The sequence below is a fragment of the Variovorax sp. VRV01 genome (assembly GCF_014852545.1).
GTDB classification, from domain to species: Bacteria; Pseudomonadota; Gammaproteobacteria; order Burkholderiales; family Burkholderiaceae_C; genus Variovorax; species Variovorax beijingensis_A.
Window position 1 is genome coordinate 186421 of sequence record NZ_JACVBS010000003.1, and the last position, 25030, is coordinate 211450.

Sequence of the window (25030 nt, forward strand, 5' to 3'; positions counted from 1 at the left end):
CTTATCCAGGAGATGCAATGAAACTTCGTCCTTTGGCCGATCGCGTGATCGTCAAGCGTGTTGACAGCGAAACCAAGACCGCCTCCGGCATCGTCATCCCCGACGCAGCCGCCGAAAAGCCCGACCAGGGTGAAGTCCTGGCCGTCGGCCCCGGCAAGCGCACCGACAAGGGCGACCTGACCGCACTGACCGTCAAGGTCGGCGACCGCGTCCTGTTCGGCAAGTACAGCGGCCAGACCGTCAAGGTCGATGGCGACGAACTGCTGGTCATGAAGGAAGACGACCTGTTCGCAGTCGTCGAGAAGTAATCCATCCATCCCCATTCGGAGTAATAAAACATGGCAGCAAAAGACGTAGTCTTCGGCGGTGAAGCCCGCGCACGCATGGTCGAGGGTGTCAACATCCTCGCCAACGCCGTCAAGGTGACCCTGGGCCCCAAGGGCCGCAACGTGGTGCTCGAGCGCTCGTTCGGCGCCCCGACCGTCACCAAGGACGGTGTGTCGGTCGCCAAGGAAATCGAACTCAAGGACAAGCTCCAGAACATGGGCGCCCAGCTCGTGAAGGAAGTGGCCTCCAAGACTTCGGACAACGCCGGTGACGGCACCACCACCGCGACCGTGCTGGCCCAGGCCATCGTTCGCGAAGGTTTCAAGCTGGTGGCTGCCGGCATGAACCCGATGGACCTGAAGCGCGGCATCGACAAGGCCGTCACGGCCCTGGTCGCCGAGCTGAAGAAGGCTTCGAAGCCCACCACCACGTCGAAGGAAATCGCTCAAGTCGGCTCGATCTCGGCCAACAGCGACGAAACCATCGGCAAGCTCATCGCTGACGCGATGGACAAGGTCGGCAAGGAAGGCGTGATCACCGTGGAAGACGGCAAGTCGCTGGACAGCGAACTCGACGTCGTCGAAGGCATGCAGTTCGACCGCGGCTACCTGTCGCCCTACTTCATCAACAACCCCGAGAAGCAATCGGCGCTGTTGGACAACCCCTTCGTGCTGCTGTTCGACAAGAAGATCAGCAACATCCGCGACCTGCTCCCCACGCTGGAACAAGTCGCCAAGGCCGGCCGTCCGCTGCTGATCATTGCCGAAGAAGTCGAGGGCGAAGCCCTGGCTACCTTGGTCGTGAACACGATCCGCGGCATCCTGAAGGTCGTCGCCGTCAAGGCACCTGGCTTCGGCGACCGCCGCAAGGCCATGCTGGAAGACATCGCCATCCTGACGGGCGGCAAGGTCATCGCTGAAGAAGTGGGCCTGACGCTCGAGAAGGTGACGCTGGCCGACCTGGGCCAGGCCAAGCGCATCGAAGTGGGCAAGGAAAACACCATCATCATCGACGGTTCGGGCGCTGCAGCCGACATCGAAGCCCGCGTGAAGCAAGTGCGCGTGCAGATCGAGGAAGCCACCAGCGACTACGACCGTGAAAAGCTGCAAGAGCGCGTGGCCAAGCTGGCCGGCGGCGTTGCAGTGATCAAGGTTGGCGCTGCCACCGAAGTCGAAATGAAGGAAAAGAAGGCTCGCGTCGAAGACGCCCTGCACGCCACCCGCGCTGCAGTGGAAGAAGGCGTCGTGGCTGGCGGCGGCGTGGCTCTGCTGCGTGCCAAGCAAGCCGTGGGCGACTCGATCAAGGGCGACAACGCTGACCAGGACGCCGGCATCAAGCTGGTGCTCAAGGCCATCGAAGCACCCCTGCGCGAAATCGTGAACAACGCCGGCGGCGAAGCCTCGGTGGTGGTGAACGCGGTGTTGGCCGGCAAGGGCAACTACGGCTTCAACGCTGCGAACGACACGTACGGCGACATGCTCGAGCTGGGCATCCTGGACCCGACGAAGGTCACCCGCACCGCACTGCAGAACGCCGCCTCGGTGTCCTCGCTGCTGCTGACGACCGAAGCCATGGTCGCCGACGCACCGAAGGAAGAAGCCGGTGCTGGCGGCGGCATGCCCGACATGGGCGGCATGGGTGGCATGGGCGGCATGGGCATGTAATTGCCCACCCCCGAAGCGGCTCACTACTGCGTGTAGCCGCCTCCCCCTCCAGGGGCGACACCTGCGGACCGGCGGAGCCGGATCCGCGGTGTCTCCCGAATAAAAAAACCCGTCTCTCGACGGGTTTTTTTATGGGCGCTTCACAATGCGGCGCTCATCGGAACTGATCGCGCAATGCTGTGTAGAGGCGCTTGAAGCGCGCATGGCGTGCCGCGTGCGCGGTGGCGCCGTCTTGCGAGGGCACGAGCCGCTGCTTGACCGGCGGCAGCGTGCACACCTCGGCCACGGTGCCTCCGTCGGCCAGCCAGGCAAGGCGAGCCGCACCCAGCGCCCCACCTGTCTCGCTGCCCGCATAGAGCGTGAGCGGCACCTCGAAGATGTCGGCCAGCAACTGGCCCCACCAGACGCTGCGCGCGCCGCCGCCCACCAGCGCCACTTCGCGCAGCGGCATGCCGGCCGGCAGGCGCAGGGTGTCGAAGCCGTCGCGCAACCCGAAGCTCACGCCCTCGACCACGGCATAGGCGATCTCCGCCGGACCGTGCGCATGCGTGAGCCCGAACAGCACGCCCTGCGCGTTCGGGTTGTTGTGCGGAGAACGCTCGCCCGAGAGATACGGCAGGAACAACGGGCAACGTTCGCGCTGTGCCGGTGCAACCGACGCGGCAGCTTCGAGCAATGCCGCCTCATCGGCGAACTTGAATGCCTTGGCGGCCCAGCTCACGGCGCTCGCGGCCGAAAGCATCACCGACATCTGGTGCCAGCGCCCGGGCAGCGCATGGCAGAAGGCGTGCATCGCCTGCGCGGGGTTGGGCAAAAAACGGTCGGTCGAGACGAACACCACGCCCGAGGTGCCGAGCGACACGAAGCCCTGCCCCGGCTCCACCAGCCCCATGCCGACGGCGCTGGCGGCGTTGTCGCCCGCGCCGCCAGCAATGAGCACGGTGCTGCTGCCCACACCCCAGCGCGCGGCCAGCTCGGGCTTGAGCCGCGCCGACACTGCACTGCCCTCGACCAGCCGCGGCATGTGGCCGCGCGTGAGCCCAGTGGCCGCGAGCAGTTCGTCGGACCAGTCGCGCGCGCCGACGTCGAGCCACAGCGTGCCGGCCGCATCGGACATTTCGCTGACGGCCTCGCCGCTGAGCATGAAGCGCAGCCAGTCTTTCGGCAACAGCACGCGCGCCACGCGCTCGAAGATGTCGGGCTCGTGCTCGCGCACCCACAGCAGCTTGGGCGCGGTGAAGCCAGGCATCGCGAGGTTGCCCGCGATCTCGCCCAGCCGCGGCACGGTACGCGCCAGCGCCTCGCACTGCGGGCCGCTGCGTCCGTCGTTCCAGAGGATGGCGGGTCGCAGCACCTCGCCGGCGGCGTCCAGCAGCGTGGCGCCATGCATCTGGCCCGACAAGCCGATGGCGCGCACGGCCGCCAGTTCCTCGGGATGCGACTTTCCGAGCGCGCGCATCGCCTCCTCGAGCGCATGCCACCATTGGCTCGGCGCCTGCTCCGACCAGAGCGGCTGCGGCCGCTCGACGGTGAGCGGCGCGCGTGCCACGCCGACGATGCGGTGATCGTCGGCGAGCAGCAGCGCCTTGAGCTCGGACGTGCCGAGGTCGAGTCCCAGATACAAGATGGTGCCCCCTGATTGCGCCTTGGAAAAAGCCTGTGGTCAGCCGAACCGCGTGTCGGCCTGGCGCCTGAACTCGCTCGGCGTCATGCCCTTGATCTCGAGGAAGCGGCGGTTGAAGTTGGCCACGTTGTTGAAGCCGACCTGATAGCAGATGTCGGTCACGTAATGGTCGGTCTGCATCAGCAGGTGGCAGGCGCTGTTGATGCGCACCCGGTTGACGAAGTCGGTGAAGCTGTTGCCGGTGGAGCGCCGGAAGAAGCGGCTGAAGCGGCTTTCGCTCATGCCCAGTTCGGCCGCCACCTCCGACATGGAAATCGGCTCCGCCATGTTGCTGGTGATGCGGTTGACGATATCGTTGATCTGGTCGACCTGGGCGTCGCCCTCGATGCCTTGCGCGCCCTGCATCTGCACGCTCGAAAGCAGCCGGTAGTCGGTGCACTGCGCGAGGTCGGCCATGAACTCGAGGAACAGCCCGAGCCGGCGCACGCCGCGCGCGGCCTTGATGTTGTCCCAGTGCGCCTGCGCCTGCTGCGACATGCCGAAGAACTCGATGCCATGGCGCGCGCGCTCGAACAGCTGCATCACCTCGCGCAGTTCCGGAATCTCGGCCGCGGCGCGCTCGATGGGCTCGTGGCGGAACTGGATCACCCGGTCGCGTCCCGCGGCGCCGCCTTCGGGCACGTCGAGCGAGATCCAGTTGTGCGGCAGCCGCGGCCCGCACAGCACGAGGTGCCCGGGCTGGAACGGCCCGATCCAGTCGCCGATGAAGGCCTTGCCAGAGGTCTCGGTGATCAGGTGCAGCTCGTAGTCTTCATGGAAATGCCATCGCACCAGCGGGCTCGGAAAGCCGTGCGCCAGGCAGCGCACCAGGCCGGTTTCGGGGGCCTCGTAGCCCAGCGACGGCGAGCGCGCAATGTCACGCTCCAGCTCGGGTTGGCGCTGACGGGGAATCGAGCGTTTGCGTGTGGACGTTGTCATGGCAGCACGGGGGTCAGGGCCGGGAAGCGACGGCCCCATTGTCTTCCTGCGCCAGCGCGGCGTGCACCGCGTCGAGCGTGGGCGGATCGGCACCTTCGCGGGTGCAGTTGAGTGCGGCGGCGGTGGCGGCGAAGCGCATCACTTCGCGCCAGGCGTCGTCGCCCAGTTCGCCGAGCCGGGCCGGGTGCTCGACGCCGTGCGCGAGCAGCGCCACCGAGAGTCCGGCCGTGAAGGTGTCGCCCGCGCCGATGGTGTCGACCACCTGGACCTGCGGCGCCGCCACGGTGAGGGGCGCGTGCCCCGTGCGCCAAAGTGTGGCGCCCGCGCCGCCGCGCGTGACGACCACGGCGTGCGCGCCGGCCTGGAGGCATTCCGCGGCCAGCGCATCGACCGGCTGGCCGGGGGCGAGCAGTTCGGCGTCCTCGTCGCTGAGCTTGACGAGGTCGGCCATGGCGAGCCAGCCCGTCACGCGCTCGCGGTAGGCGGCCATGTCGGGAATCAGGCTGGGACGCACGTTCGGGTCGAACACGATCACGCGGCGCCCGGCGCTGGCCGTGACCAGCTCGGCAATGCGCGTGGCCGCCGGCTCCTGCAGCATCGAGATCGAGCCGAAATGCAGGAAGCGGCACTCCGCCGGCAACTGCGGCAGCGGTTCGGGCGCCCAGGTGGCGTCGGCGCTGCCGCGCGTGTAGAAGGCATAGCGGTTGGTCCGCGGCGTGCGCTCGACGAAGGCCAGCGTCGACGGCGCATTGCTGCGCAGGATGAAGCTGGTGTCGACGCCGTTGCGTTCGAGAAAGCCCATCAGCCGTTCGCCGAACAGGTCGGTCGACAGCTGCGTGAGAAAGCCGGTGGGCTGGCCAAGGCGCGCGCAGGCCACGGCGGTGTTGAGCGGCGAGCCGCCCTCGTGGCCCAGGAACGCGAGCGTGCCGGCCTCGCTGGCGGTGAAATCGATGAGGGCTTCGCCCGTGAGTGCAATGCGCATGGTTCTCGGATTCTCTTCTCTCAGGGCAAGGTGCGCGCATCGGCCAGGAAGCCGCGCTCCGCGGCCAGCGTGGCGGGGTGGTCGAGCAGTTCGGCAAAGAGGCGCGGCGGGATCGTGATGGCGCCCACGCCCAGCGCCAGCAGCGAAAGATAGGCTTCGCGCGAGCGGATGCTGGCCACCAGCAGCCGCGTACCCGAAGAAGGCCGCTGCGCGATCAGCGCCTGCATCTGCGCGATCAGCGCGAGCCCGTCGACCCCGGCATCGTCGAGCCGGCCGAGGTACGGTGCCGCGTAGGCCGCGCCCAGTTGCGCGGCGAAGTGCGCCTGCTCGGGCGCATAGACGGCTGTCCACGTGACGGGCACGCCTTGCGCGATGAGCCGCGCGCCGGCATCCAGGCCCTGGCGCGTGGCGGGGATCTTCACCACCAGCTGGCCCCGGTCGAAGTGCGAGAGCAAGGCATCCGCGTCTTCGAGCATGCCGTCGACCTCGCTCGAATACACCTGCGCCTGCACCTGGCGCGCGCCCAGTTCGATGCAGCGCTTCAGCAAAGCGGGCACTTCGCCGCGGCCGATGCCCGCACGCTGCAGCAGCGTGGGGTTGGTCGTCACGCCGTGCACTACCGGGTGCGGCAGGCAAGTCTTCAGTTCGGCCAGGTCCGCGCTGTCGAGGTACAGATGGAAGTCTTCGGTCATCACTCGTCAGCTCATGACATTGCCGCCATCGACGTTGAGGGTCTGCGCCGTGATGTAGCGCGCCTCGTCGCTGGCCAGGAATACCGCCGCGCCTGCGATGTCGGCCGGCACGCCCATGCGGCCGAGCGGCACCTCCAGGCCCACGCGGCGCTTCTTCTCGCCGGGCGGCAGCCCTTCGGCCTTGGCGAACAGGCTGTCGACATGGTCCCACATCGGCGTGTCGACCACACCGGGTGCAATGCCGTTGACACGGATGCCGTGCGGCGCCATGGCCAGCGCGGCGCTCTGCGTATAGCTGATGACCGCGGCCTTGGTGGCGCAGTAGTGCGACACCAGCGCCTCGCCGCGCCGCCCGGCCTGCGAGGCCATGTTGATGACCGACGCGCCTTGCGTGCCGGCCTCCACCATGTGGCGCAGCACGGCCTGCATCACGAAGAACATGCCTTTCACATTGACCGCGAACAGCCGGTCGAACGAAGCCTCGTCGCTGTCGAGCAGCGGCGCCAGGTCGAACACCGCGGCATTGTTGAACAGCGTGTGGATCGGCCCGAAGGCGACCTGCGCCTCGGCCAGCATGTGCGCGATGGCCTGTGTGTCGGTCACGTCGGCCGCGATGTAGGCCAGATGGTCGGGGTGCTGCTGCTGCAGCGCGCGCACCGCCTCGGGTGCCGCCGCGGCGCGGTCGATCACGCTGCAGCGCGCGCCCTCCGCAATGCAGGCCTCGGCCACGGCCAGGCCGATGCCGCCACCGGCACCGGTCAGCAGCACGTGGCGGTTCTTCAAACGTTCGCTCATGTCGTTGCTCCAGGGTTCAGGAAATTTGCCACGCGACCGCTCGCCGCGCGCACCGCGTCGACCAGCCGTGCATCGCCCGCGGCGGCGCCCCACAGGCCCGGGTCCGAGCACAGCGCGAGCACCGGATCGGCGGCATCGCAGATCGCGTGCGCCGCGGCTTCGTCCATGCCCTGGTCCTGGTAGGCATAGGGCAGCGCCCCGCGATGCCAGCGCTGCAGGAAGGCCAGGAACAGCGCGGGCAGCATCGCAACGCTGTCGATCGGCTGCCCCGCGGCCAGCCGCTCGCGCACCGTAGGCGCGATGAAGCCCGGGATCTTCGAGAAGCCGTCGGCCGCCACGCGCTGGTTGGTGTCGCGGATCGCGGGGTTGCCGAAGCGGTCGAGCACCACGTCGCGGTAGGCCGCGAGGTCGATCGGGCTCGGACTCAGGCATGGGATCACGTCGTCGGTCACGTAGTCGAACGCCATCCTGCGGATGGCGGCGTCGTGCGTGCCTTCGTGGATGAAGTTGAGCCCCGCCAGGGTGCCCGCCCAGGCGGTGCAGCTGTGCGTGGCGTTGAGGATGCGGATCTTGGCCTCTTCGTAAGGCTGCACCGATTCGACCAGCTCCACGCCCACGCGGCCCCAGTCGGGCCGCCCGGCCGCGAAGTTGTCCTCGATCACCCACTGGATGAAGCTCTCGCCGGTGATGGCGGCCGCATCGTCGCGGCCGGTCGCGGCCTTCACGCGCGCGCGCAGCTCGGGCGGCGGGCGCGGCGTGATGCGGTCGACCATCGCGTTCGGGCAGGCGGTGTTCGCTTGCACCCATGCCAGCAAATCGCCATCGCCCGCGCGTTCGATGAATTCGAGCAGTCCGGCACGGAAGCGGTCGCCGTTGTGGCGCAGGTTGTCGCAGTTGAGCAGCGTGACCGCGCCCGCTTGCGCGGCCTTGCGCGCGCGCAGGATCGCGCAGACGGCGCCGTAGATCGTCACGCCCTCGCCACCCTCATTGCGGGCATTGCCGCGCCGCGCGCGCTCGATATCGGCTGCGAGATCGCCGAACGACAGGTCCAGGCGGCCCTTGGTGTCGAGGTAGTAGCCGGCCTCGGTCACGGTGAACGAAACGATGCGCGTGGACGGCGCCGCGCCGCGCGCGACCACCGCGGCCAGCGAAGGCTCCCACGGCAGCACTTCACGGATGGCCTCGATCTGCTCGTACCGGTACTCGCCGGCCGGCGACACGGTTTCGAGCGTGTAGCGGCCGTCCTGCGCTTGCAGCGCGGCGACGACCTCGGCCATGTCGGGCCGGATGTTGGCGCCCGAGAGCGACCAGCGGGTGTCGCCCGCATCGATCAGCCGCTGCAGATAGACGGCCTGGTGGGCCCGATGGAACGAGCCGAGTCCAAGGTGAAGCACCATGAACTCCGACGGAGCCGGGGGTGGAGTTGGCGCATCGAGAGGCGCTGCTGCGAGGGTCACGGGAATGTTCCGGAAGAAGTCAGGCGGAGACCGAACGGCCTTCGCGGTTGAACAAATGGAGCACCGACGGATCGAGCTCGACCGCCACGTCGTCGCCCGCATGCAGCGGCGTGCGCTCGTTCTGGCGCGCGATCAGCGGCACGCCGCCCACGTCGACGTGGATCAGCGTGTCGGCACCCAGCGCCTCGATCAGCTCCACACGCCCCGGCACGCCCGTGGCGGCGGCCTGCTTCGGATGCACGCGCAGGCCTTCGGGCCGCACGCCCAGGAAGCCGTCGCTCGGCAGGCGCCCGCCGGTGGCGGCGGAGAAGCTCGGAATCGCGCTTGCCGCCACCATGTTCATCGACGGCATGCCGATGAACTGCGCGACGAACTGGTTGGCCGGGTGGTCGTAGAGCTCGAGGGGCGTGCCGACCTGCTCGATGAGGCCGTCCCTGAGCACCACCACGCGGTCGGCCAGCGTCATGGCCTCGACCTGGTCGTGCGTCACGTAGATGGTGGTGGCGCCGAGCGATCGGTGCAGCTTGTGGATCTCGACGCGCGTGTTGCCGCGCAGCGCCGCGTCGAGGTTGGACAGCGGCTCGTCGAACAAAAACACCTTGGGCGCGCGCACTATCGCGCGGCCGATCGCCACGCGCTGGCGCTGCCCGCCCGACAGGTCCTTGGGCGTGCGGTCGAGGTACTGCGTGAGGTTGAGCGTCTTCGCCGCGTACTCGACCTTGGTCTTGATCTCGTCCTTCGGCACGCCCGCGAGCTTGAGCGCGAAGGACATGTTGTCGTACACGCTCATGTGCGGATAGAGCGCATAGCTCTGGAACACCATCGCCAGGTCGCGCTTGCCCGAAGGCGCCCAGGTGATGTCCTTGCCGTCGAGCAGCAGCTTGCCGCTGGTGATCGGCTCGAGCCCCGCAATGAGGCGCAGCAGCGTCGACTTGCCGCAGCCCGAAGGCCCGACGAAGACGATGAACTCGCCCTTCTGGATTTCGAGATCGACGCCCTTGATGATGTCGACGTCGCCGAAGCTCTTCTTGATGTCTTTGAGTTGCAGGTAGGCCATGGGGTGTCTCCCTTTCTTTACTTGACGGCGCCGAAGGTCAGGCCCTGGACGAGCTGCTTCTGGCTGAACCAGCCGAACACGACGATGGGCGCAATGGCCATCAGCGAGGCGGCCGACAGCTTGGCCCAGAACAGGCCCTCGGGGCTGGAGTACGAGGCGATCAGCGTGGCCAGCGTGCCGGCCTTGGCCGAGCTGAGATTGAGCGCCCAGAAGGCCTCGTTCCAGCTCAGCACCAGGCACAAGAGGCCGGTCGATGCGAGACCGCCCACCGACAACGGCAGCACGACGTGGCGGAACTCTGTCCACAGGCTGGCGCCGTCCATGCGCGCGGCTTCGAGGATTTCGTTCGGAATGTCCTTGTAGGCGCTGTAGAGCATCCACACCATGATCGGCAGGTTCGACAGCGTGAACACGATGGTCAGCGCGGTGAGCGAATCCAGCAGGCCCGCAGTCTGCGCGAGCACGTAGATCGGCACCAGCGCCCCGACGGCCGGCATCATCTTGGTGGAGAGCATCCACATCAGGATGTCGCGCGTCTTCTTCGTGCGGAAGAAGGCCATCGAGTACGCGGCGGGCGCCGCGATCAGCAGGCCGATGATGGTCGAGCCCAGGCTGGTGATGAGCGAGTTGCGCGCATACAGCAGGTAGTCGCTGCGGCGCTGCACTTCGCTGAAGTTGCCGAGCGTGGGCTCGAAGATGAAGAGCGGCGGCACGTGGATCGCCTGCAGCTCCGTCTTGAAGGCCGTGAGGAACAGCCAGCCGAGCGGAAAGAACAGCAGAAGCGCCACGGCCCATGCACCGGCGGTGCGCAGCAGTTGCGGAAGGAAATTGCTGGGTTGCATGGTCGTTCCTTCAATCCAGGTTCTTGCCGATGATGCGGATCAGGAACACGGCCACGATGTTGGCCAGCACCACCGCGAACAGCGCACCGGCCGAGGCCACGCCCACGTCGAAGTTCATCAGCGACTGCTTGAAGATCAGGTAGGTCATGTTGGTGCTCTCGTTGCCCGGGCCGCCATTGGTGGTGATGGCAATTTCGGCGAACACGCTGAGCAGAAAGATCATCTCGATCATGATCACCACCGCCATCGGCCGGCCGAGGTGCGGGATGGTCAGGTAGAAGAAGCGCTGGAACGCGCTCGCGCCGTCCATGCGCGCGGCTTCCATCTGCTCGCGGTCGAGCGACTGCAGCGAGGTGATGAAGATCAGGCAGGCGAACGGCAGCCACTGCCAGGCCACCATGACGATCACCGAGAACAGCGGCACATCGGTGAGCCAGTCGACCGGCGTCGCGCCGAAGAAGCGCCACACGTCGGCCAGGATGCCGTAGATGGGATTCATCATCATGTGCTTCCACAGCAGCGCGTTGACCGCGGGCATGACGAAGAAGGGCGAGATCAGCAGTACCCGCACGATGCCGCGGCCCGGAAAGGGTTCGTTCACCAGCAGCGCGAGCAGCACGCCGAGCACCACCGTGATGGCGATCACGCTGCCGATCAGCACCAGCGTGTTCCAGGTCGCGGGCCAGAAGTCCGGATCGGTGACGAAGTAGTGAAAGTTCTCGATGCCCGCGAAGGTGCGTTCGCCGGGCTGCATGAGGTTGTAGTTCACGAACGAGAAGTACAACGTCATCGCGAGCGGCACGATCATCCACAGCAGGAGCGTGAGCACGGCGGGCGCCATGAGGGCGCGGGGCAGGAGGCGTTTCATGAAGAGGTTCCTTCTCGTTGTCTCTGGCTCCTTCCCCCTCTGGGGAAGGCGGGGATGGGGGCTCGCTGCTCGAGCGCTGCGGCGATTGGTGCGCCGCGTGCCCCCACCCCAACCCTCCCCCGGGAGGGGAGGGAGCAAGAAAGAAAGCCTGGCTTACTTGTAGTACCCGGCCTTCTTCATCTCGCGCTCGGCCGCCGTCTGCGAGGTCTTCAGCGCCTGGTCGACCGTGACCTTGCCCGACAGCGCCGCGCTCATCTGCTGGCCCACGGCCACGCCAATGGCCTGGAACTCGGGGATGGCCGCGTACTGGACGCCGGCGTAGGGCGACTTGGGCAGCGTGCTGTCGGTGAGGTTGGCGGTGTCGATGGCCCTTTTCTCGGCTGCAGCAAACTTCGCAACCTTCTGGAACTCGGGGTTCGCATAGGTCGACTTGCGCGTGCCGGTCGGCACCGAAGCCCAGCCGGTTTCCTTGGCCACGAGGTTGACGTAGTCCTTGGACGTGGCCCACTTGATGAACTTCTGCGCGGCGTCGTCCTTGGTCGAGCTGGCCGGAATGGCCAGGTTCCACGACCACAGCCAGTTGGCGCCCTTGGGCGTGACGGCGATCGGCGCCTGCGCGAACGCCACCTTGTCAGCCACCTTCGACTGCTTCGGGTCGCTGATGAACGAGGCCGCGATGGTCGCGTCGACCCAGGCCGCGCACTTGCCTTCGTTGAAGAGCGCGAGGTTCTCGTTGAAGCTGTTGGCCGAGGCGCCCGGAGGGCCGTTCTTCTTCATCAAGTCGACGTAGAAGGTGATGGCGTCCTTCCATGGCTTGGTGTCGATCTGCGGCTTCCACTGCATGTCGAACCACTGGCCGCCGTGCGTATTGACCAGCGTGGTCAGGAAGGCCATGTTGTCGCCCCAGCCCGGCTTGCCGCGCAGGCACATGCCGTACACGCCGGCCTTCGGGTCATTGGCCTTGTCGGCGAACTCCTTCACCTGCGCCCAGGTCGGCTGCTCGGAGAACTTCACGCCCACCTTGTCGGCCAGGTCCTTGCGGTACATGAGCATCGAGCTCTCGCCGTAGAACGGCGCGGCGTAGAGCTTGCCGTCGGTCGACAGGCCGTTGCGGATGGCGGGCAGCAGGTCGTCCACGTCATAGGCGGCGTCGGTGGCAATGGGCTTGAGCCAGCCCTTCTTCGACCAGATCGGGGTTTCGTACAGGCCGATGGTCATCACGTCGAACTGGCCGCCCTTGGTGGCGATGTCGGTGGTCACGCGCTGGCGCAGCGTGCCTTCTTCCAGCGTGACCCACTTGAGCTTGATGTCGGGGTTGGCTTTTTCGAAGAAGGGGGTGAGCTTCTGCATCTCGATCATGTGGCCGTTGTTGACGGTCGCGATCACGAGTTCGGTGGCGGCCTGGGACATCGCGCCCGTGCCGATGAGTGCGAGGACGAGGCCCGCTTTCAGAAAACGCTTCATGTTGTCTCCTAGAGGTGAGCGACGCCCGCTCTGTTTGGGTCGCCGTGGCGGGATTCTGGAGAAACGCGCTTGCGGGTTTGGTACTTCACCGGCTCGCTATGGTACTTTCATGCACCAGTTGGCTAGGAGATTCCCTAGTTGGTGCAATACAGCATGGAAAATCTCAATCCAAAGGCTTCAGGCGCCGCCCAGCAGCTGGCGCCGGAACTGCGCCGCGGCCGGTGAGAGCGCGCGGTCCTGCCGGGTGACGAGGCAGATTGGCGGTACGCGCACCGGCAGTTCCACCGGCACCGTGCGCAGCACGCCCAGCCGGGCGTAGTGGCTGGCCTGCGAAGCCGGCATCACGGCCGCCATGTCGGAGTTCTCGAGCAAGGCGGTGATGGCAATGGGCGATGCCGTTTCGATGATGTCGAGCCGCGCCTGGATGCCCGCCTCCCGCATCGCCGCCTCGAAGCGCCCGCGCTGCGGCGAGCCCGGCGGCTGCAGCACCCAGGACCAGTTGGCCATCTCGGCCAGCGTGACGGTGGCGCGCTCGAACACCGGGTGCGTGGCGCGCACCACCACCACCTGCGATTCGCCCAGCAGCGGCACGCTCGCGTACTTCGCCTCGTCGTGGCCGTCGGTGAGCCGGCCCAGCACCAGGTCGACATCGCCCTGCTCCAGCTGCGCCTGCATCACGTCGCTGGTCTCGACCACCACCGACACGGCCACCTGCGGATGGCGGCGGTGGTACTCGACCAGTGCCGGCGCCAGCAGTTCGGGCACGGCGCCCGGCACGCTGCCCACGCGCAGCGAGCCGCTGAGGCCGGAGCGCAGCGCGAGCATTTCCTCGCGCGCGCTGCCGAAGTCGCTGAGCACGCGGCGGGCATAGCGGATCAGGATCTCGCCATAGGGCGTGGGCTCCATGCCGCGCGCAAGGCGCTCGAAAAGCCTTTCGCCGAGCGAGTCCTCCAGCTGCTGCAGCAGCTTGGTGGCGGCCGGCTGGCTGATGTTCATGGCCTCGGCCGCGCGGCCCAGGTGGCGGTGGGTATCGAGCCGCGCCAGCAGGAGCAACTGGCGCGGCCGCACGTGGAGCATCAGCGATGCGTCGGTCAGGCCGGAACCGGAGGTCATGCACAAAAGTATATGGAGCTTCGGGCTTTTTTGATTGGATCGGCCGCATGAAGCTGCCTAAGCTCGCGCCAAACAAGCAGGAGACACCCCGATGAAGCAATCTTTTCTGGCCCGCGCGGCGGGCACGGCCGCGCTGGCGCTGATGGCCGCCACCGCCGGTGCGCAGCAGCCGGCCTACCCCGACAAGCCGCTGCGCATCCTGGTCGGCGCCTCGCCCGGAGGCGGCACCGACATCCTGGCGCGCGTGCTGGCCGACAAGTTCGCGCCGGTGCTCAAGCAGCCCGTGACGGTGGAGAACCGGCCCGGCGCCTCCAACACCATTGCCGGCGAGCTCACGGCGCGCGCCGCGGCCGACGGCAGCACGCTGCTGCTGGCCACCAACACCGCGCAGGCGGTGGCACCCCACATCCTCAAGCTCAAGTACGACCCGCTGAAAGACCTGCAGCCGATCGGCCTGGTGGCGGTGATGCCCAACGTGCTGGTGGTCTCGGCAAGCTCTCCCTACAAATCGGTGAAGGAGCTGGTAGCGGCCATGGGCGCCAGGCCGGGCGGCTTCAAGTACGCCTCCTCCGGCATAGGCAGCACCCAGCACGTGGGCGGCGAGGCCTTCAACCTGGCCACCGGCATGAAGTCGATCCACGTGCCCTACAAGGGCAGCTCGCAGGCCCACGTCGACATCATCGGCGGCGAAGTCGACATGATGTTCGACAGCACTTCCTCCGCCATGGGCCAGATCAAGGCCGGCAAGTTCCGCGCGCTGGCCGTGAGCGCGCCGCAGCGCTCGCCCGAGCTGCCCGACGTGCCCACGCTGGCCGAGCAGGGCATCAAGGGCGCGGACGTCTCCACCTGGTACGGCCTCTACGTGACGGCCGGCACGCCGCGGCCCGCGGTCGAGCGGCTGAACGCCGAGCTCGTGCGCACGCTGAAGCTGGCCGACGTGCAAACGCGCATCAAGGCCCTGGGCGGCGAGCCCGGCGCGCTGACCGGCGAAGCCTTCGCGGCGATGAACAGGCAGGAGTTCGACCACTACGGCCAGCTGGTGCGCGACGCCAACATCAAGGCCGAATGAGGCCTCTCTTCTTCATCATCATTTCATTCCTGCCCACATGTCCACTTCATCGAAGACCCCCAGCCTGATCTCCGCCAGGCCCCGCATCGCCGTGCTGCTCGGCGATCCCAGCGGCATCGGCCCCGAGATGGCCGTGAAGCTGCTCGCGCGCCAGCGCAACCTGGACGCCGCGCGCGTGCTGCTGATCGCCGACCCCGCGGTGCTGGCCGCGGGCGAGCGCGTGGCGGGCATGAAGCTGGATCCGCTGCGGGTCGGCGGACTCGACGACCTGCGCTTCGAAGACGGCCGCCTCACCGTGCTGCTGCACGACTGGATGGAAGGCCGGGAGCCGGTGCTCGGCGAGTCGAACGAGGCCTCGGGCCGCGCTTCCTTCGAGGCGCTCGAACTCGCCACCGCGGCCGTGCGGCGCGGCCAGGCCGAGGGCATTGTCTTCGCGCCGCTCAACAAGCATTCGCTGCGGCTCGGTGGCCTCGTGCACGAGGACGAGCTGCGCTACATGCAGGAGCGCTTCGCGGTGACGGGTTTCGTCTGCGAGTTCAACCTCACGGGATCGCTCTGGACCTCGCGCGTGACCTCGCACATTCCGCTGAAGGACGTGGCAAGCCACATCACGGTGGAGGGCGTGAGCGACGCGGTGAAGATCATTGCGTCGGCGCTGCGCCGCGCGGGCGTGGCACAGCCGCGCATTGCGGTGACGGGGCTCAACCCGCATGCGGGCGACGGCGGCTCCATCGGCATGGAAGAAATCGAGATCATCGCGCCGGCCATCGAGCGGCTGCGCGCCGAGGGCCACGATGCGCGCGGCCCGTTCTCGCCCGACACGGTGTTCATCGGCGCGCGCCGCGGCGACGTGGATGCGGTGGTGTCGATGTACCACGACCAGGGCCAGATCGCGATGAAGCTGATGGGCTTCGAGCAGGGCGTGACGCTGCATGGCGGCCTGCCCGTGCCGGTGGCCACCTCGGCCAGCGGCAGCGCCTTCGACATCGCGGGCAAAGGCATCGCGCAGATCGAAGGGCTGCAGCAGGCCTTCGACCTGTGCGTGCGCATGGCCAGTGGCGGGCCGGTGCGCGCGCTTTCCAGCGCGGAAACTGCAGCCTGACCGAGGCTCAGGTGGCGGGTGCCCCGTGCGGGTTGGTTTCGGGCTGCGTGGGCTGCACGTAGAAGTAGATCAGCACCAGGTTGACGATCGGAATGATCATCAACAGCTGGAGCCAGCCGCTCTTGCCGATGTCGTGCAGGCGGCGCGCGCCCACGGCCAGCGCGGGCAGCAGGAAGCCCAGCGCCGCGATGACGTACACATATTGATGGATCAGGCTCGCCACGATGAGAACGACGACCTCGGCCAGCACGAACCACCAGTACTCCGAACGCGATGCGCGCCCGTTGAAATCGGCGTATTTGCTGAAACAGGTCTTGACTGCTGTCTGAAAGTCCATTGATCGACTCCTCTTGATTGAATCCCAGGGAAATTCCCCGGGCCGATCATATCGACGCATCTTTCAACGGCAAATTCGGCCATCAGTTCGCAAACAAACGGCCTATGAATCGGCCTGTCGCGGCCTATCCGGACCTGCTGCCCCGGCCTTTCAGCGGATCAGGCCTGCGTGCCCAGGCGTTTCAGGAGGCCGGCCGTCGAGGCGTCGAGCCCCATGATGTCGCCCGAGGCGAGGCGCGGCTCGATGTCCTTCGCAAGCACCTTGCCGAGTTCCACGCCCCACTGGTCGAAGCTGTTGATGCCCCACAGCGCGCCGCTGGTGAACACGCGGTGCTCGTACAGCGCAAGGAAGGCGCCCAGCGATTCGGGCGTGAGCTTCTCGAACACGAAGAAGCTGCTCGGCCGGTTGCCCGGGAAGTTCTTGTGGCCGCCGGCATCGAGCTTGCCGACCATCAGCGCCTGCGCCTGCGCGAGCGCATTGGCCAGCAGCTTGGGGTGGTGGCCGTCGAGGTCGTGCGCCGCATCGCGCACCGCCACGAATTCGAGCGGGATCACGTCGGTGCCCTGGTGCAGCATCTGGAAGTAGGCATGCTGGCCATTGGTTCCGGGCTCGCCCCAGAGCACAGGCGAGGTGCCGAGGCCGGCGGGCAGCGGCGCGCCGCTCGCATCGACCTGCTTGCCGTTGCTCTCCATCTCGAGCTGCTGCAGGTAGGCCGGCAGGCGCTTCAGGGCGCTGTGGTACGGCGCGATGCCGCGGCTCGTGAACTTGTGGAAGTTGCGGTACCAGACGTCGAGCAGGCCGAGCCGCGCCGGCAGGTTCTGCTCGAGCGGCGCGTTGCGGAAGTGCTCGTCCATTGCGTGCGCGCCTGCCAGCAGCCGGCGGAAGCCCTCGGCGCCGATGGCCAGCGCAATCGGCAATCCGATGGCCGACCACAGCGAATAGCGCCCGCCTACCCAGTCCCAGAAACCGAAGGTGGTGTCGATGCCGAATTGCTTCGCCGCCTCGACGTTGGTGGTGAGCGCGGCAAAGTGGCCGGCAATGTCGGTGCCGCCCGACTGCTCGTACCAGCGCCTGGCCGAGAGCGCGTTGGCCATGGTCTCGGCCGTGGTGAAGGTCTTGGAGGCAATGAGGAACAGCGTGTGCTCCGGCGCCAGGTCGCGCAGCACGCCGGCCAGCTCGTGGCCATCGACGTTCGAGACGAAGTGGAAGCGCTTGCCCGGCGCGGCGAACTCGGCCAGCGCGAGCACCGCCATCTGCGGCCCGAGGTCGGAACCGCCGATGCCGATGTTGACCACATCGGTGATCGTGTGGTCGGCGCGCACCTTCTCGGCAAAGGCCAGCATCGCATCGAGGGTTTGGTGCACCTCGCGCAGCTTGTCGGCCGTCTTGCCCACTTTCGCATCGGCGGGGGCGCGCAGCAGCGTGTGCAGCACGGCGCGGTCTTCGGTGTTGTTGATGTGCTCGCCCGCGAACATCGCGTCGCGGTGCGCCTCGAGGCCGCACTCGCGGGCCAGCGCGAAGAGCAGTTCTTCCGTGCGCGCATCGATCAGGTTCTTCGACAGGTCGGCGAACAGGTACGGCGCTTCCTGGCTGAAGCGTTCGAAACGGCCGGCATCGTCGACGAAGGCGTGGCGCACGTCGAACTGGCGGCCCGCGGTCTCGAAGGCGGCCTGCAATTGCGCCCAGGCGGGCGCGCGGTCGCAGCGAAGGGTCATGGCCATGCTTACTTGCCGCTTTCCTGCATGAGTTTTTCGAGCTTCACGGCATCGGCCGCAAAGGCGCGGATGCCCTCGGCGAGCTTCTCGGTGGCCATGGCGTCTTCGTTGAGCGCGAAGCGGAAGCCGGCCTCGTCGTAGCTCACTTTCTGCATGTCGGCCGTGGGCGCGGCGGAGGCGTCGAGCGCATGCGCGAGGGGCTCGTTGCTTGCGGCCAGCTCGGCCAGCAGCTCGGGGCTGATGGTCAGCAGGTCGCAGCCGGCCAGGGCCCGGATCTGTCCCACATTGCGGAAGCTCGCGCCCATCACCTCGGTCTTGATGCCGTGCTGCTTGTAGTACTCGAAGATCTGGCGCACCGACTTGACGCCCGGGTCGTTTGCGCCCGCGTTGGCGGCCTCGTTCCACTGGGCCCCGGCCGATTTCTTGTACCAGTCGTAGATGCGGCCCACGAAGGGCGAGATGAGCTGCACGCCGGCCGCGCCGCAGGCCACGGCCTGCGCGAACGAGAACAGCAGCGTGAGGTTGGTGCGGATGCCCTTCTGCTCCAGGGCGCGCGCCGCCTCGATGCCCTCCCAGGTGGAGGCCACCTTGATCAGCAGGCGCTTCTCGGTGTCGATGCCTTCGGCCTTGTAGAGCGCCACGATGCGCTCGCCGCGCGCAACGGTGGCGGCCGTGTCGAACGAGAGGCGCGCGTCGACCTCGGTCGACACGCGGCCCGGGATGATCGAGAGGATTTCGGTGCCGAAGCGCACCAGCAGCCGGTCGATGACCTCGTCGAGCGGCTTGCCCGCGTGCTTGCTGACGGCTTCGTCGAGCAGCGGCCGGTACTCGGGCTTCTGCACCGCCTTCAGGATGAGCGACGGATTGGTGGTCGCATCCTGCGGCCTGGAGATGGCAAGTTGCTTGAAGTCGCCGGTGTCGGCGACCACGGTGGTCCATTGGCGGAGAGCATCGAGTTGGTTCATGGAGAAAGATTATCCAGTGCGGGTGATGACAAGTCCTGCACGCTGTTGCGCCGGGTCCGATGTTTTCATGCGCACCGTAGCACGGGTTTTCACCGCCCCGCATCAGCCTGCCGCCGACAGGGTTGTAAGTGGCCGGCCGGCCGCGCTGCCCTACAGCGGCTGTGGTCCGCCGCTGACGGCGCGCCGCCCCGGCCGGGGACTAGGCTGGCCGTTTCCGATTGATGCTTCCGACCACAGGAGTGCCACGCCCATGCCCCTTCGCCATCGCTCCGCCGCGGCTGCCGCCGCCAGCCGCGCTCCTTCCTTCGATGACCGCCGCACCAGCCACGCCATCGGCACCCTGGCCACGGCCTTCGTGGTGGGCGGCGTCGCCACCTGGATCGCCATGGGTGCGGGGCGCACCGGGCGAGCCCAGCTGCCCGGGCCGCCCGATGGTGCGCCGCTCATGCGTGCGCCGCTGCAGGTGGTGGCGCCGGTCGATCTGCAGCGCTATGCGGGCATCTGGCACGAGCAGGCCCGCCTGCCCAACCGCTTCCAGAAGCAGTGCGCCGGTCCCGTGAGCGCCGAGTACACGCTCCAGGTCGATGGCACCATGCAGGTGCTCAACCGCTGCGTGCGGCCCGATGGCAATTTCGACGAAGCGGTGGGAACGGCCCGTGTGGTGCCGGTGGCCGGCCAGCCCGGCGCGGGCCGGCTCGAAGTGCGCTTTGCACCGTCGTGGCTCAGCTGGCTGCCGATGGTGTGGGGCGACTACTGGATCCTGAAGCTCGACCGCGACTACCAGGTGGCGCTGGTCGGCACGCCCGACCGCGAATACCTCTGGGTGCTTTCGCGCGCGCCGCGCCTCGAGGACGACGCGCTGCAGGCCGAGCTGGACTACGCCGCCAGCCTGGGCTTCGACACCTCCAAGGTGGTGCTCACCGGCCGGTAGCCGGCAGGTAGCGCGCCAGCTGCGCCGCCAGAGCTGGCGGGTAGGTGCAATGGATGGCCTGCCAGCCGAAGGCACGCGCGGCCTCCACATTGGCGGCCGAGTCGTCGATGAACACCGTCTGCGCGGGATCGAGCGCATGGCGCACCGCCAGCAGTTCGTAGATTTCGCGATCCGGCTTGATGAATTTCACGTCACCCGAGAACACGCCGCCGTCGAAGCGCCGCATGAAGCCGTGCCGGCGCTCGACCGCGCGTGCGTAGGGCGCCGGCATGTTCGAGAGGTAGTACAGGCGCAGCGCCTCGCCGGCCTCGCGCCGGACGAACAGGCCCTCCAGCAGTTCCACGGTGACGGCAATGGGCTCGAGGCGCTCCCCGAGCGTGCCGAGCATGGCGTCCAGCCGCTCCGCCGGCAGCGACAGCCGCCGGGCCAGGCGCGCGATGGCCTCGTCCAGCGAGCGCATGCCGCAGTCGAAGCTCATCCAGTCGTCATGGTGGAAAAGCGCTCGGCCCAGCGCCGCTGCGGCAGCCTCGGTGGGGGCATGCTCGGGAAGGTGGGTCTGCACCAGCCGGGTGGGCTCCCATGCCAGCAGCACGGCGCCAAGATCGAAAACCACGTTCATGGCGCCATTGTTTCACGCGGCGGGCACCACGCTCACACCATGCGCCGCCAGCGACAGCGTGGCCTCGGCGCCCGCGGCCAGGGGCGTCGACAGATCGGTCGACACCACGAAGACCGGCCCCAGCGGCGTGTCGAAGCCGTATTCGTAGAAGCTCCCGAGGTAGGCCGCCTTGCGCAACGTGGCCGGCAGGCCCTCGCGGGTGCCGTCCAACCCGATTTGCCAGGCCTCGGGCCGCACCGCCACCTTCACCGCGCCGGGCGCCACCGCATGGCGCGGCTGCAGCCGCAGCGGACCGAGCGCGACGCTGCCGTCGGCTTGCGCCACCGCCGGAAACACCATCGCCTCGCCCATGAAACCGGCCACGAATTCGCTCTCGGGCCGGGCGTAGAGCTGCTCGGGCGTGCCACGCTGGGCGATCACGCCGTGGTCCATCACGATGATCTGGTCGCTCACGGCCAGGGCCTCGCTCTGGTCGTGCGTGACGTAGGCCACCGTGAGCTTCAGGCGCTGCTGCAGCGCGCGGATCTCCTCGCGCATTTCGCGCCGCAGCCGGGCGTCGAGGTTGGACAGCGGCTCGTCGAACAGCAGCACCGCGGGCTCCAGCACCAGTGCGCGCGCCAGCGCCACGCGCTGCTGCTGGCCGCCCGAGAGTTCGCTGGGCAGCCGCTCGTCGAAGCCGACCAGCCCCACGCCCTTGAGCGCGCCGCGTGCCCGCGAGGTGGCCTCGTCCTTCTTCACGCCGCTCATGCGCAGGCCGTAGCCCACGTTCTCGATCACGTTCATGTGCGGGAACAGCGCGTAGCTCTGGAACATCATGCTCACGTTGCGCTCGGCCGGGCCCAGCGTGGTCACGTCGCGGCCGCCCATGAAGATCGAGCCCGAGGTGGCCGATTCGAGCCCCGCGATCATGCGCAGCGTGGTCGTCTTGCCGCAGCCCGAGGGCCCGAGGATGGTGGTGAGCGTGCCCGCAGGCACCTCGAAGCTGATGCCCTTGACCGCCAGCGGCCCGTTCCTGTCGGTGCCGTAGCGCTTGGTGACGTTGCGCAATTCGATGCCGTTCATTCAATGATCTCCGCGCGGCTCATGCCGCCAGGCTTTCCATCTTGTGATGCCCCTGGTGCGGCGGCGTGGCCCCGCGCCGCCCCAGCCTGCGCTCCCCCACCACGAACTGCACCAGCGCAATCGCGACAGACATCAGGATCATCAGCACCGTGCAGTAGGCCAGCGCGATGCCGTAGTCGCCATTGCCCACGCGGCCGATGATGTAGGTGGTGGCCAGTTCGTTCTCGGCCGTGACCAGGAAGATCACCGCGCTCACCGTGGTCATGGCGCGCACGAAGCTGTAGACCAGCGCGGCCACCAGCGCAGGTTTGAGCAGCGGCAGCACCACCCTGAAGAGCGTCTGGGCCGTGGAGGCGCGCAGCATCAGCGAGGCTTCGTCCAGCGACCGGTCCAGCTGCTTGAAGGCCGCCGTGCCGGCCCGCACGCCCACCGGCAGGTTCCGGAACATGAAGCACAGCACGATGATGAGCCCGGTGCCCGTGAGCTCGAAGGGCGGCACGTTGAAGGCCAGGATGTAGCTCACGCCCAGCACCGTGCCCGGGATGGCAAAGGCCAGCAGCGCGCCGAACTCGAAGACGCCCTGCCCCTTGAACTCGTTGCGCGCCAGCAGCCACGCAATCAGCAGGCCCAGCGCGGCCGTGATGGGCGCCGAGATGCCCGCGAGCTTGAGCGTGGTGAGCAGCGAGTTCCACGCGGTGCCGGCCCACACCAGGCCGAACTGGCCCCATTCGAGCGCGAACGCGTTCTTGAAATGGTCGAGCGTGAAGCTGTAGTCGCGCCCCCAGGTCTGCACGAAGCCGCCCGCAAGGGCGAACAGGTAGACCACCGCGGTGAACGCGATCCAGGGCAGCGCGATGCACTGGATGGTGCGCCGCACGCCGTCGGGCAGCGCCATCGCGATGCCCGCGTCGCCCTTGCCGCTCACGGTGGTGTAGTTCTGCCGGCCGAGCACGCCGCGCTGCAGCGCGAACACGCCAAGCGCAAAGATCGTCAGCACCCACGCCAGCGAAGCCGCGCGGCCCTGGTCGTACTGCGCGCCGACGATCGCAAAGAAGATGTCGGTCGACAGCACCGAGAACTGGCCGCCCACCACCACCGGATTGCCGAAGTCCGCAATGCTTTCGATGAAGCCCACCAGGAAGGCATTGGCCAGCCCGGGCTTCAAAAGCGGCAGCGTGATGGTGAAGAAGGTGCGGCGGCGGTCGGCACGCAGCATCTGCGCCGCCTCTTCCAGGCTGGGCGCAATGCCCTGCACCACCCCGCGCATGATCATGAAGGCAATGGGCGTGAAGGCGAACAGCTGCGCCACCAGCACGCCCGGCATGCCGTAGAACCAGCGCGTCGGCTCGACGCCGAACACGCTCTCGAGCAACTGGTTGACGATGCCCGCGCGGCCGAACAGCAGGATGAGCCCGAGCCCCACCACGAAGGGCGGCGTGATGATCGGCAGCAGCGCGAGCACGCGCAGCGCGCCCTGGCCGCGCTTGCTGCCGCGTTCGGCCATCAGCGCCATCAAGGTGCCGAGGAAGGTGGTGCCAGCCGCCGTCAGCAGCGCCAGCACGAGCGTGTTCCAGGCCACGCCGCAGCGCACGCCGCCGGCCAGGCAGCCCACGCCCCAGATGCGTTCGGCGAACACGCGCGCGGCAAAGGCCGCGATCGACCAGCGGCCGTCCTCGTCGAGGAAGGCACCCGCGAGCGCCTTGCTCACCGGGTAGGCGATGAACAGCGCCATCAGCACGCCGCAGCCGATGACCGCGGCCGCCACGAACAGGTCGCCCTTGAAAAGCCCGAGCCGCGCAATGCCGAAGGCGGCCAGCATCGTGAGCGCCGTGAGCGCCACGAAGCCGCCCGCGCCAATGCCGAACTGGTTGATTGCGAGTTCGCCGAACAGCGCGTTGAGCGCTTCGAAGCTCCAGCCGCGCGCGCCGATGGCGAACCCGGCAATGGCCAGGCCGAAGGCACCGATGGCGCCACCCGCCAGCAGCCAGCGCCCCTGCGCGCGGCCGGCCGGCAGCCAGGCGCCGATGGCGCACATCGCCAGGCCGGCAAGCCCGATGAAGAGCCAGCCGCGCCCCTGCGTGGCCGCCTGCATCAGGCCGTTGGCACCCTCGGCCCGGCCGAAGACCTGCGGAACGGCTTCGTACCAGGTGGCGTCCTGAATCGCGTACCAGGGCAGCAGCAGGTAGGCCGCAAGGCCCAGCGCCACCCAGGCCCGGATCCAGCGCTGCGCCCGCCGGGCGGCGGCCACCGACGCCGGATTGGCCGGCGCGCCGCCGATGGAAAGGGCTTGCACTTAGCGCGGCAGCGAATTGACGTCTTTTTCCCAGCGCGCGATCAAGCGGCGGCGCTCGGCGCTGGCGCCGTACTTGGCGTAGTCGTAGTTGATGAACCTGATCTTCTTGAAGTCAGGAATGCGCGGATCGAGCTTGGCATTCGCGTTGCTCGGCAGCTGGAACTGCTTGTTGGCGGCGCCGAGCTCCTGCGCGGCCGGCGTCAGCGCCCATTCGTAGAACTTCTTCGCGGCCTCGAGGTTGCGCGCACCCTTGATGATGCTCATGGAGCCGATCTCGGCGCCGGTGCCGTCGGCCGGCGTGATTGTCTCGACCGGAAAGCCCTGCATCTTCTCGCCCGGGCCGTCGTGCACGAAGCTGATCGACACGGCCGTTTCGCCGCGCGCCACCGCCTTGATGGGACCGGTGCCCGAGCGCGTGTACTGGCCGACATTCTTGTGCAGCGCCTTCAGGTAGTCGAAGGCCTTGTCCTCGCCCATCAGCTGCACCAGCGTGGCGATCATGGTGTAGGCCGTGCCGCTCGATGCGGGGTTGGCCACCTGGATGTCGCCCTTGTATTCGGGCTTGAGCAGGTCGGCCCAGGTCTTGGGCACCGGCAGCTTCTTCTTGGCGAGCAGCTCGGGGTTGTAGCCGAAGCCCAGCGGGCCGGAGTAGATGCCCACGGTCCTGTAGCCCGACTGCTTCGCCTGCTGCTGGGCCCAGGGGTGCAGCTGCGCCAGCGTGGGCGACTTGTACTCGAGCGTCAGGCCCTGCTCGGCCGCCTGCAGGTGCGGGTCCCCGGTGCCGCCGAACCAGATGTCGGTCTTGGGGTTGTCCTTCTCGGCGATGAGCTGGGCCAGCGCCTCGCCCGAGCCCTTGAGCGACATGTTGATGCGGGTACCCGTGGTGCGCGCATACACGGTGGCGATCACGTTGCACCATTCGGCCTGGACCGAGCAGATCACGTTGACCGTGCCCTGGGCCGACGCGGCAGCCGACAAACCCACCAAGGCCGCTGCAGTAAAAAGCTTCTTCATGTGAAAACCCCGCCTCCAAAACAAAAATAGGCCTCCCGGCCGGGGTTGAGCGTAGCTTTC

At 67.8% G+C, this 25030-nt stretch carries 23 protein-coding genes; 5 read left to right on the top strand and 18 right to left on the bottom strand.

Going from position 1 to position 25030, the window contains the following annotated elements; all coding sequences use genetic code 11:
* The first annotated feature begins 17 nt into the window (after positions 1-17).
* The gene (locus tag IB278_RS07160) at positions 18-308 is read left to right on the top strand and encodes a co-chaperone GroES (protein ID WP_018907465.1); all 291 of its coding nucleotides are present in this window, start codon (positions 18-20) and stop codon (positions 306-308) included.
* Positions 309-338: 30 nt separating this feature from the next.
* On the top strand, positions 339-1991 hold the full coding sequence (groL, locus tag IB278_RS07165) for a chaperonin GroEL (protein WP_028259335.1): 1653 nt from the start codon (positions 339-341) through the stop codon (positions 1989-1991).
* 154 nt (positions 1992-2145) lie between these two features.
* Here groL and xylB read toward each other — a convergent pair whose 3' ends face one another.
* The 11 genes from xylB to IB278_RS07220 form a co-directional block, all read right to left on the bottom strand.
* The gene (gene xylB / locus IB278_RS07170) at positions 2146-3615 is read right to left on the bottom strand and encodes a xylulokinase (protein ID WP_192323057.1); all 1470 of its coding nucleotides are present in this window, start codon (positions 3613-3615) and stop codon (positions 2146-2148) included.
* A 39-nt stretch (positions 3616-3654) separates the two neighbouring features.
* Positions 3655-4593 carry an AraC family transcriptional regulator gene (locus tag IB278_RS07175; RefSeq protein ID WP_192323058.1) on the bottom strand — a complete coding sequence of 313 codons (939 nt, stop codon included), beginning with the start codon at positions 4591-4593 and terminating at the stop codon, positions 3655-3657.
* 13 nt (positions 4594-4606) lie between these two features.
* The gene (locus IB278_RS07180) at positions 4607-5575 is read right to left on the bottom strand and encodes a carbohydrate kinase family protein (RefSeq protein WP_192323059.1); all 969 of its coding nucleotides are present in this window, start codon (positions 5573-5575) and stop codon (positions 4607-4609) included.
* Between the two features lie 20 nt (positions 5576-5595).
* Positions 5596-6267, bottom strand: a complete 672-nt coding sequence (locus IB278_RS07185) for a transaldolase family protein (RefSeq protein ID WP_192323060.1) — start codon at positions 6265-6267, stop codon at positions 5596-5598.
* Positions 6268-6273: 6 nt separating this feature from the next.
* Positions 6274-7062 (bottom strand): L-iditol 2-dehydrogenase, encoded by a 789-nt coding sequence (locus IB278_RS07190; protein ID WP_192323061.1) that lies wholly within the window; start codon positions 7060-7062, stop codon positions 6274-6276.
* Positions 7059-8459, bottom strand: coding sequence for a D-arabinitol 4-dehydrogenase (dalD, locus tag IB278_RS07195; RefSeq protein WP_192323192.1), 1401 nt, complete (start codon positions 8457-8459; stop codon positions 7059-7061). Before dalD ends, IB278_RS07190 begins: the two co-directional genes overlap by 4 nt.
* 79 nt (positions 8460-8538) lie before the next feature.
* Positions 8539-9576 (bottom strand): ABC transporter ATP-binding protein, encoded by a 1038-nt coding sequence (locus tag IB278_RS07200; RefSeq protein WP_145740947.1) that lies wholly within the window; start codon positions 9574-9576, stop codon positions 8539-8541.
* 17 nt (positions 9577-9593) lie between these two features.
* Positions 9594-10418: a carbohydrate ABC transporter permease gene (locus tag IB278_RS07205; protein WP_145740946.1), complete on the bottom strand. Its 825-nt coding sequence runs from the start codon at positions 10416-10418 to the stop codon at positions 9594-9596.
* Positions 10419-10428: 10 nt separating this feature from the next.
* The gene (locus tag IB278_RS07210) at positions 10429-11286 is read right to left on the bottom strand and encodes a carbohydrate ABC transporter permease (RefSeq protein WP_145740944.1); all 858 of its coding nucleotides are present in this window, start codon (positions 11284-11286) and stop codon (positions 10429-10431) included.
* Positions 11287-11439: 153 nt separating this feature from the next.
* Positions 11440-12750 carry an ABC transporter substrate-binding protein gene (locus IB278_RS07215; RefSeq protein WP_145740942.1) on the bottom strand — a complete coding sequence of 437 codons (1311 nt, stop codon included), beginning with the start codon at positions 12748-12750 and terminating at the stop codon, positions 11440-11442.
* Positions 12751-12927: 177 nt separating this feature from the next.
* Positions 12928-13863 (bottom strand): LysR family transcriptional regulator, encoded by a 936-nt coding sequence (locus IB278_RS07220; RefSeq protein WP_225612785.1) that lies wholly within the window; start codon positions 13861-13863, stop codon positions 12928-12930.
* A gap of 91 nt (positions 13864-13954) precedes the next feature.
* Here IB278_RS07220 and IB278_RS07225 point away from each other — a divergent pair, with 91 nt between their 5' ends.
* Both IB278_RS07225 and IB278_RS07230 read left to right on the top strand, forming a co-directional pair.
* Positions 13955-14932 (top strand): Bug family tripartite tricarboxylate transporter substrate binding protein, encoded by a 978-nt coding sequence (locus IB278_RS07225; protein WP_192323062.1) that lies wholly within the window; start codon positions 13955-13957, stop codon positions 14930-14932.
* Positions 14933-14969: 37 nt separating this feature from the next.
* Positions 14970-16034 (top strand): PdxA family protein, encoded by a 1065-nt coding sequence (locus IB278_RS07230; RefSeq protein WP_192323063.1) that lies wholly within the window; start codon positions 14970-14972, stop codon positions 16032-16034.
* 7 nt (positions 16035-16041) lie between these two features.
* Here IB278_RS07230 and IB278_RS07235 read toward each other — a convergent pair whose 3' ends face one another.
* The 3 genes from IB278_RS07235 to tal form a co-directional block, all read right to left on the bottom strand.
* Positions 16042-16371: a DUF805 domain-containing protein gene (locus tag IB278_RS07235; protein WP_145740936.1), complete on the bottom strand. Its 330-nt coding sequence runs from the start codon at positions 16369-16371 to the stop codon at positions 16042-16044.
* 158 nt (positions 16372-16529) lie between these two features.
* Entirely contained in the window at positions 16530-18092 is a 1563-nt protein-coding gene (gene pgi / locus IB278_RS07240) for a glucose-6-phosphate isomerase (RefSeq protein WP_145740934.1), read from the bottom strand.
* 2 nt (positions 18093-18094) lie between these two features.
* Positions 18095-19051: a transaldolase gene (tal, locus tag IB278_RS07245; protein ID WP_145740932.1), complete on the bottom strand. Its 957-nt coding sequence runs from the start codon at positions 19049-19051 to the stop codon at positions 18095-18097.
* Between the two features lie 250 nt (positions 19052-19301).
* Between tal and IB278_RS07250 the strand changes: the two genes are divergently transcribed.
* Entirely contained in the window at positions 19302-19982 is a 681-nt protein-coding gene (locus tag IB278_RS07250) for a lipocalin family protein (protein ID WP_145740930.1), read from the top strand.
* On the opposite strand, the gene IB278_RS07255 is transcribed toward IB278_RS07250, so the two are convergent.
* Genes IB278_RS07255 through IB278_RS07270 form a run of 4 tightly spaced genes read right to left on the bottom strand, consistent with a single transcriptional unit; the run spans position 19969 to position 24970 of the window.
* Complete coding sequence (locus tag IB278_RS07255) at positions 19969-20601, bottom strand: HAD family hydrolase (RefSeq protein ID WP_192323064.1); 633 nt, start codon at positions 20599-20601, stop codon at positions 19969-19971. The two genes, IB278_RS07250 and IB278_RS07255, sit on opposite strands and share 14 nt — an antisense overlap.
* A gap of 12 nt (positions 20602-20613) precedes the next feature.
* Positions 20614-21663 (bottom strand): ABC transporter ATP-binding protein, encoded by a 1050-nt coding sequence (locus IB278_RS07260; RefSeq protein WP_145740927.1) that lies wholly within the window; start codon positions 21661-21663, stop codon positions 20614-20616.
* Positions 21664-21682: 19 nt separating this feature from the next.
* Positions 21683-23956: an ABC transporter permease gene (locus IB278_RS07265; protein ID WP_192323065.1), complete on the bottom strand. Its 2274-nt coding sequence runs from the start codon at positions 23954-23956 to the stop codon at positions 21683-21685.
* A complete protein-coding gene (locus IB278_RS07270) occupies positions 23957-24970 on the bottom strand; it encodes an ABC transporter substrate-binding protein (RefSeq protein WP_145740923.1) in 1014 nt (337 codons plus the stop codon).
* Positions 24971-25030 lie beyond the last annotated feature (60 nt).

What these genes read in the sequence shown, in the direction of transcription:
- IB278_RS07235 (WP_145740936.1), bottom strand. Translation starts at nt 16,371, where the DNA reads ATGGACTTTCAGACAGCAGTCAAGACCTGTTTCAGCAAATACGCCGAT.
- groL (WP_028259335.1), top strand. Translation starts at nt 339, where the DNA reads ATGGCAGCAAAAGACGTAGTCTTCGGCGGTGAAGCCCGCGCACGCATG.
- dalD (WP_192323192.1), bottom strand. Translation starts at nt 8,459, where the DNA reads ATGGTGCTTCACCTTGGACTCGGCTCGTTCCATCGGGCCCACCAGGCC.
- IB278_RS07270 (WP_145740923.1), bottom strand. Translation starts at nt 24,970, where the DNA reads ATGAAGAAGCTTTTTACTGCAGCGGCCTTGGTGGGTTTGTCGGCTGCC.
- IB278_RS07260 (WP_145740927.1), bottom strand. Translation starts at nt 21,663, where the DNA reads ATGAACGGCATCGAATTGCGCAACGTCACCAAGCGCTACGGCACCGAC.
- IB278_RS07210 (WP_145740944.1), bottom strand. Translation starts at nt 11,286, where the DNA reads ATGAAACGCCTCCTGCCCCGCGCCCTCATGGCGCCCGCCGTGCTCACG.
- IB278_RS07250 (WP_145740930.1), top strand. Translation starts at nt 19,302, where the DNA reads ATGCCCCTTCGCCATCGCTCCGCCGCGGCTGCCGCCGCCAGCCGCGCT.
- IB278_RS07160 (WP_018907465.1), top strand. Translation starts at nt 18, where the DNA reads ATGAAACTTCGTCCTTTGGCCGATCGCGTGATCGTCAAGCGTGTTGAC.
- tal (WP_145740932.1), bottom strand. Translation starts at nt 19,051, where the DNA reads ATGAACCAACTCGATGCTCTCCGCCAATGGACCACCGTGGTCGCCGAC.
- IB278_RS07230 (WP_192323063.1), top strand. Translation starts at nt 14,970, where the DNA reads ATGTCCACTTCATCGAAGACCCCCAGCCTGATCTCCGCCAGGCCCCGC.
- IB278_RS07255 (WP_192323064.1), bottom strand. Translation starts at nt 20,601, where the DNA reads ATGAACGTGGTTTTCGATCTTGGCGCCGTGCTGCTGGCATGGGAGCCC.
- IB278_RS07215 (WP_145740942.1), bottom strand. Translation starts at nt 12,750, where the DNA reads ATGAAGCGTTTTCTGAAAGCGGGCCTCGTCCTCGCACTCATCGGCACG.
- pgi (WP_145740934.1), bottom strand. Translation starts at nt 18,092, where the DNA reads ATGGCCATGACCCTTCGCTGCGACCGCGCGCCCGCCTGGGCGCAATTG.
- IB278_RS07205 (WP_145740946.1), bottom strand. Translation starts at nt 10,418, where the DNA reads ATGCAACCCAGCAATTTCCTTCCGCAACTGCTGCGCACCGCCGGTGCA.
- IB278_RS07225 (WP_192323062.1), top strand. Translation starts at nt 13,955, where the DNA reads ATGAAGCAATCTTTTCTGGCCCGCGCGGCGGGCACGGCCGCGCTGGCG.
- IB278_RS07180 (WP_192323059.1), bottom strand. Translation starts at nt 5,575, where the DNA reads ATGCGCATTGCACTCACGGGCGAAGCCCTCATCGATTTCACCGCCAGC.
- IB278_RS07190 (WP_192323061.1), bottom strand. Translation starts at nt 7,062, where the DNA reads ATGAGCGAACGTTTGAAGAACCGCCACGTGCTGCTGACCGGTGCCGGT.
- IB278_RS07220 (WP_225612785.1), bottom strand. Translation starts at nt 13,863, where the DNA reads ATGACCTCCGGTTCCGGCCTGACCGACGCATCGCTGATGCTCCACGTG.
- IB278_RS07175 (WP_192323058.1), bottom strand. Translation starts at nt 4,593, where the DNA reads ATGACAACGTCCACACGCAAACGCTCGATTCCCCGTCAGCGCCAACCC.
- IB278_RS07200 (WP_145740947.1), bottom strand. Translation starts at nt 9,576, where the DNA reads ATGGCCTACCTGCAACTCAAAGACATCAAGAAGAGCTTCGGCGACGTC.
- IB278_RS07185 (WP_192323060.1), bottom strand. Translation starts at nt 6,267, where the DNA reads ATGACCGAAGACTTCCATCTGTACCTCGACAGCGCGGACCTGGCCGAA.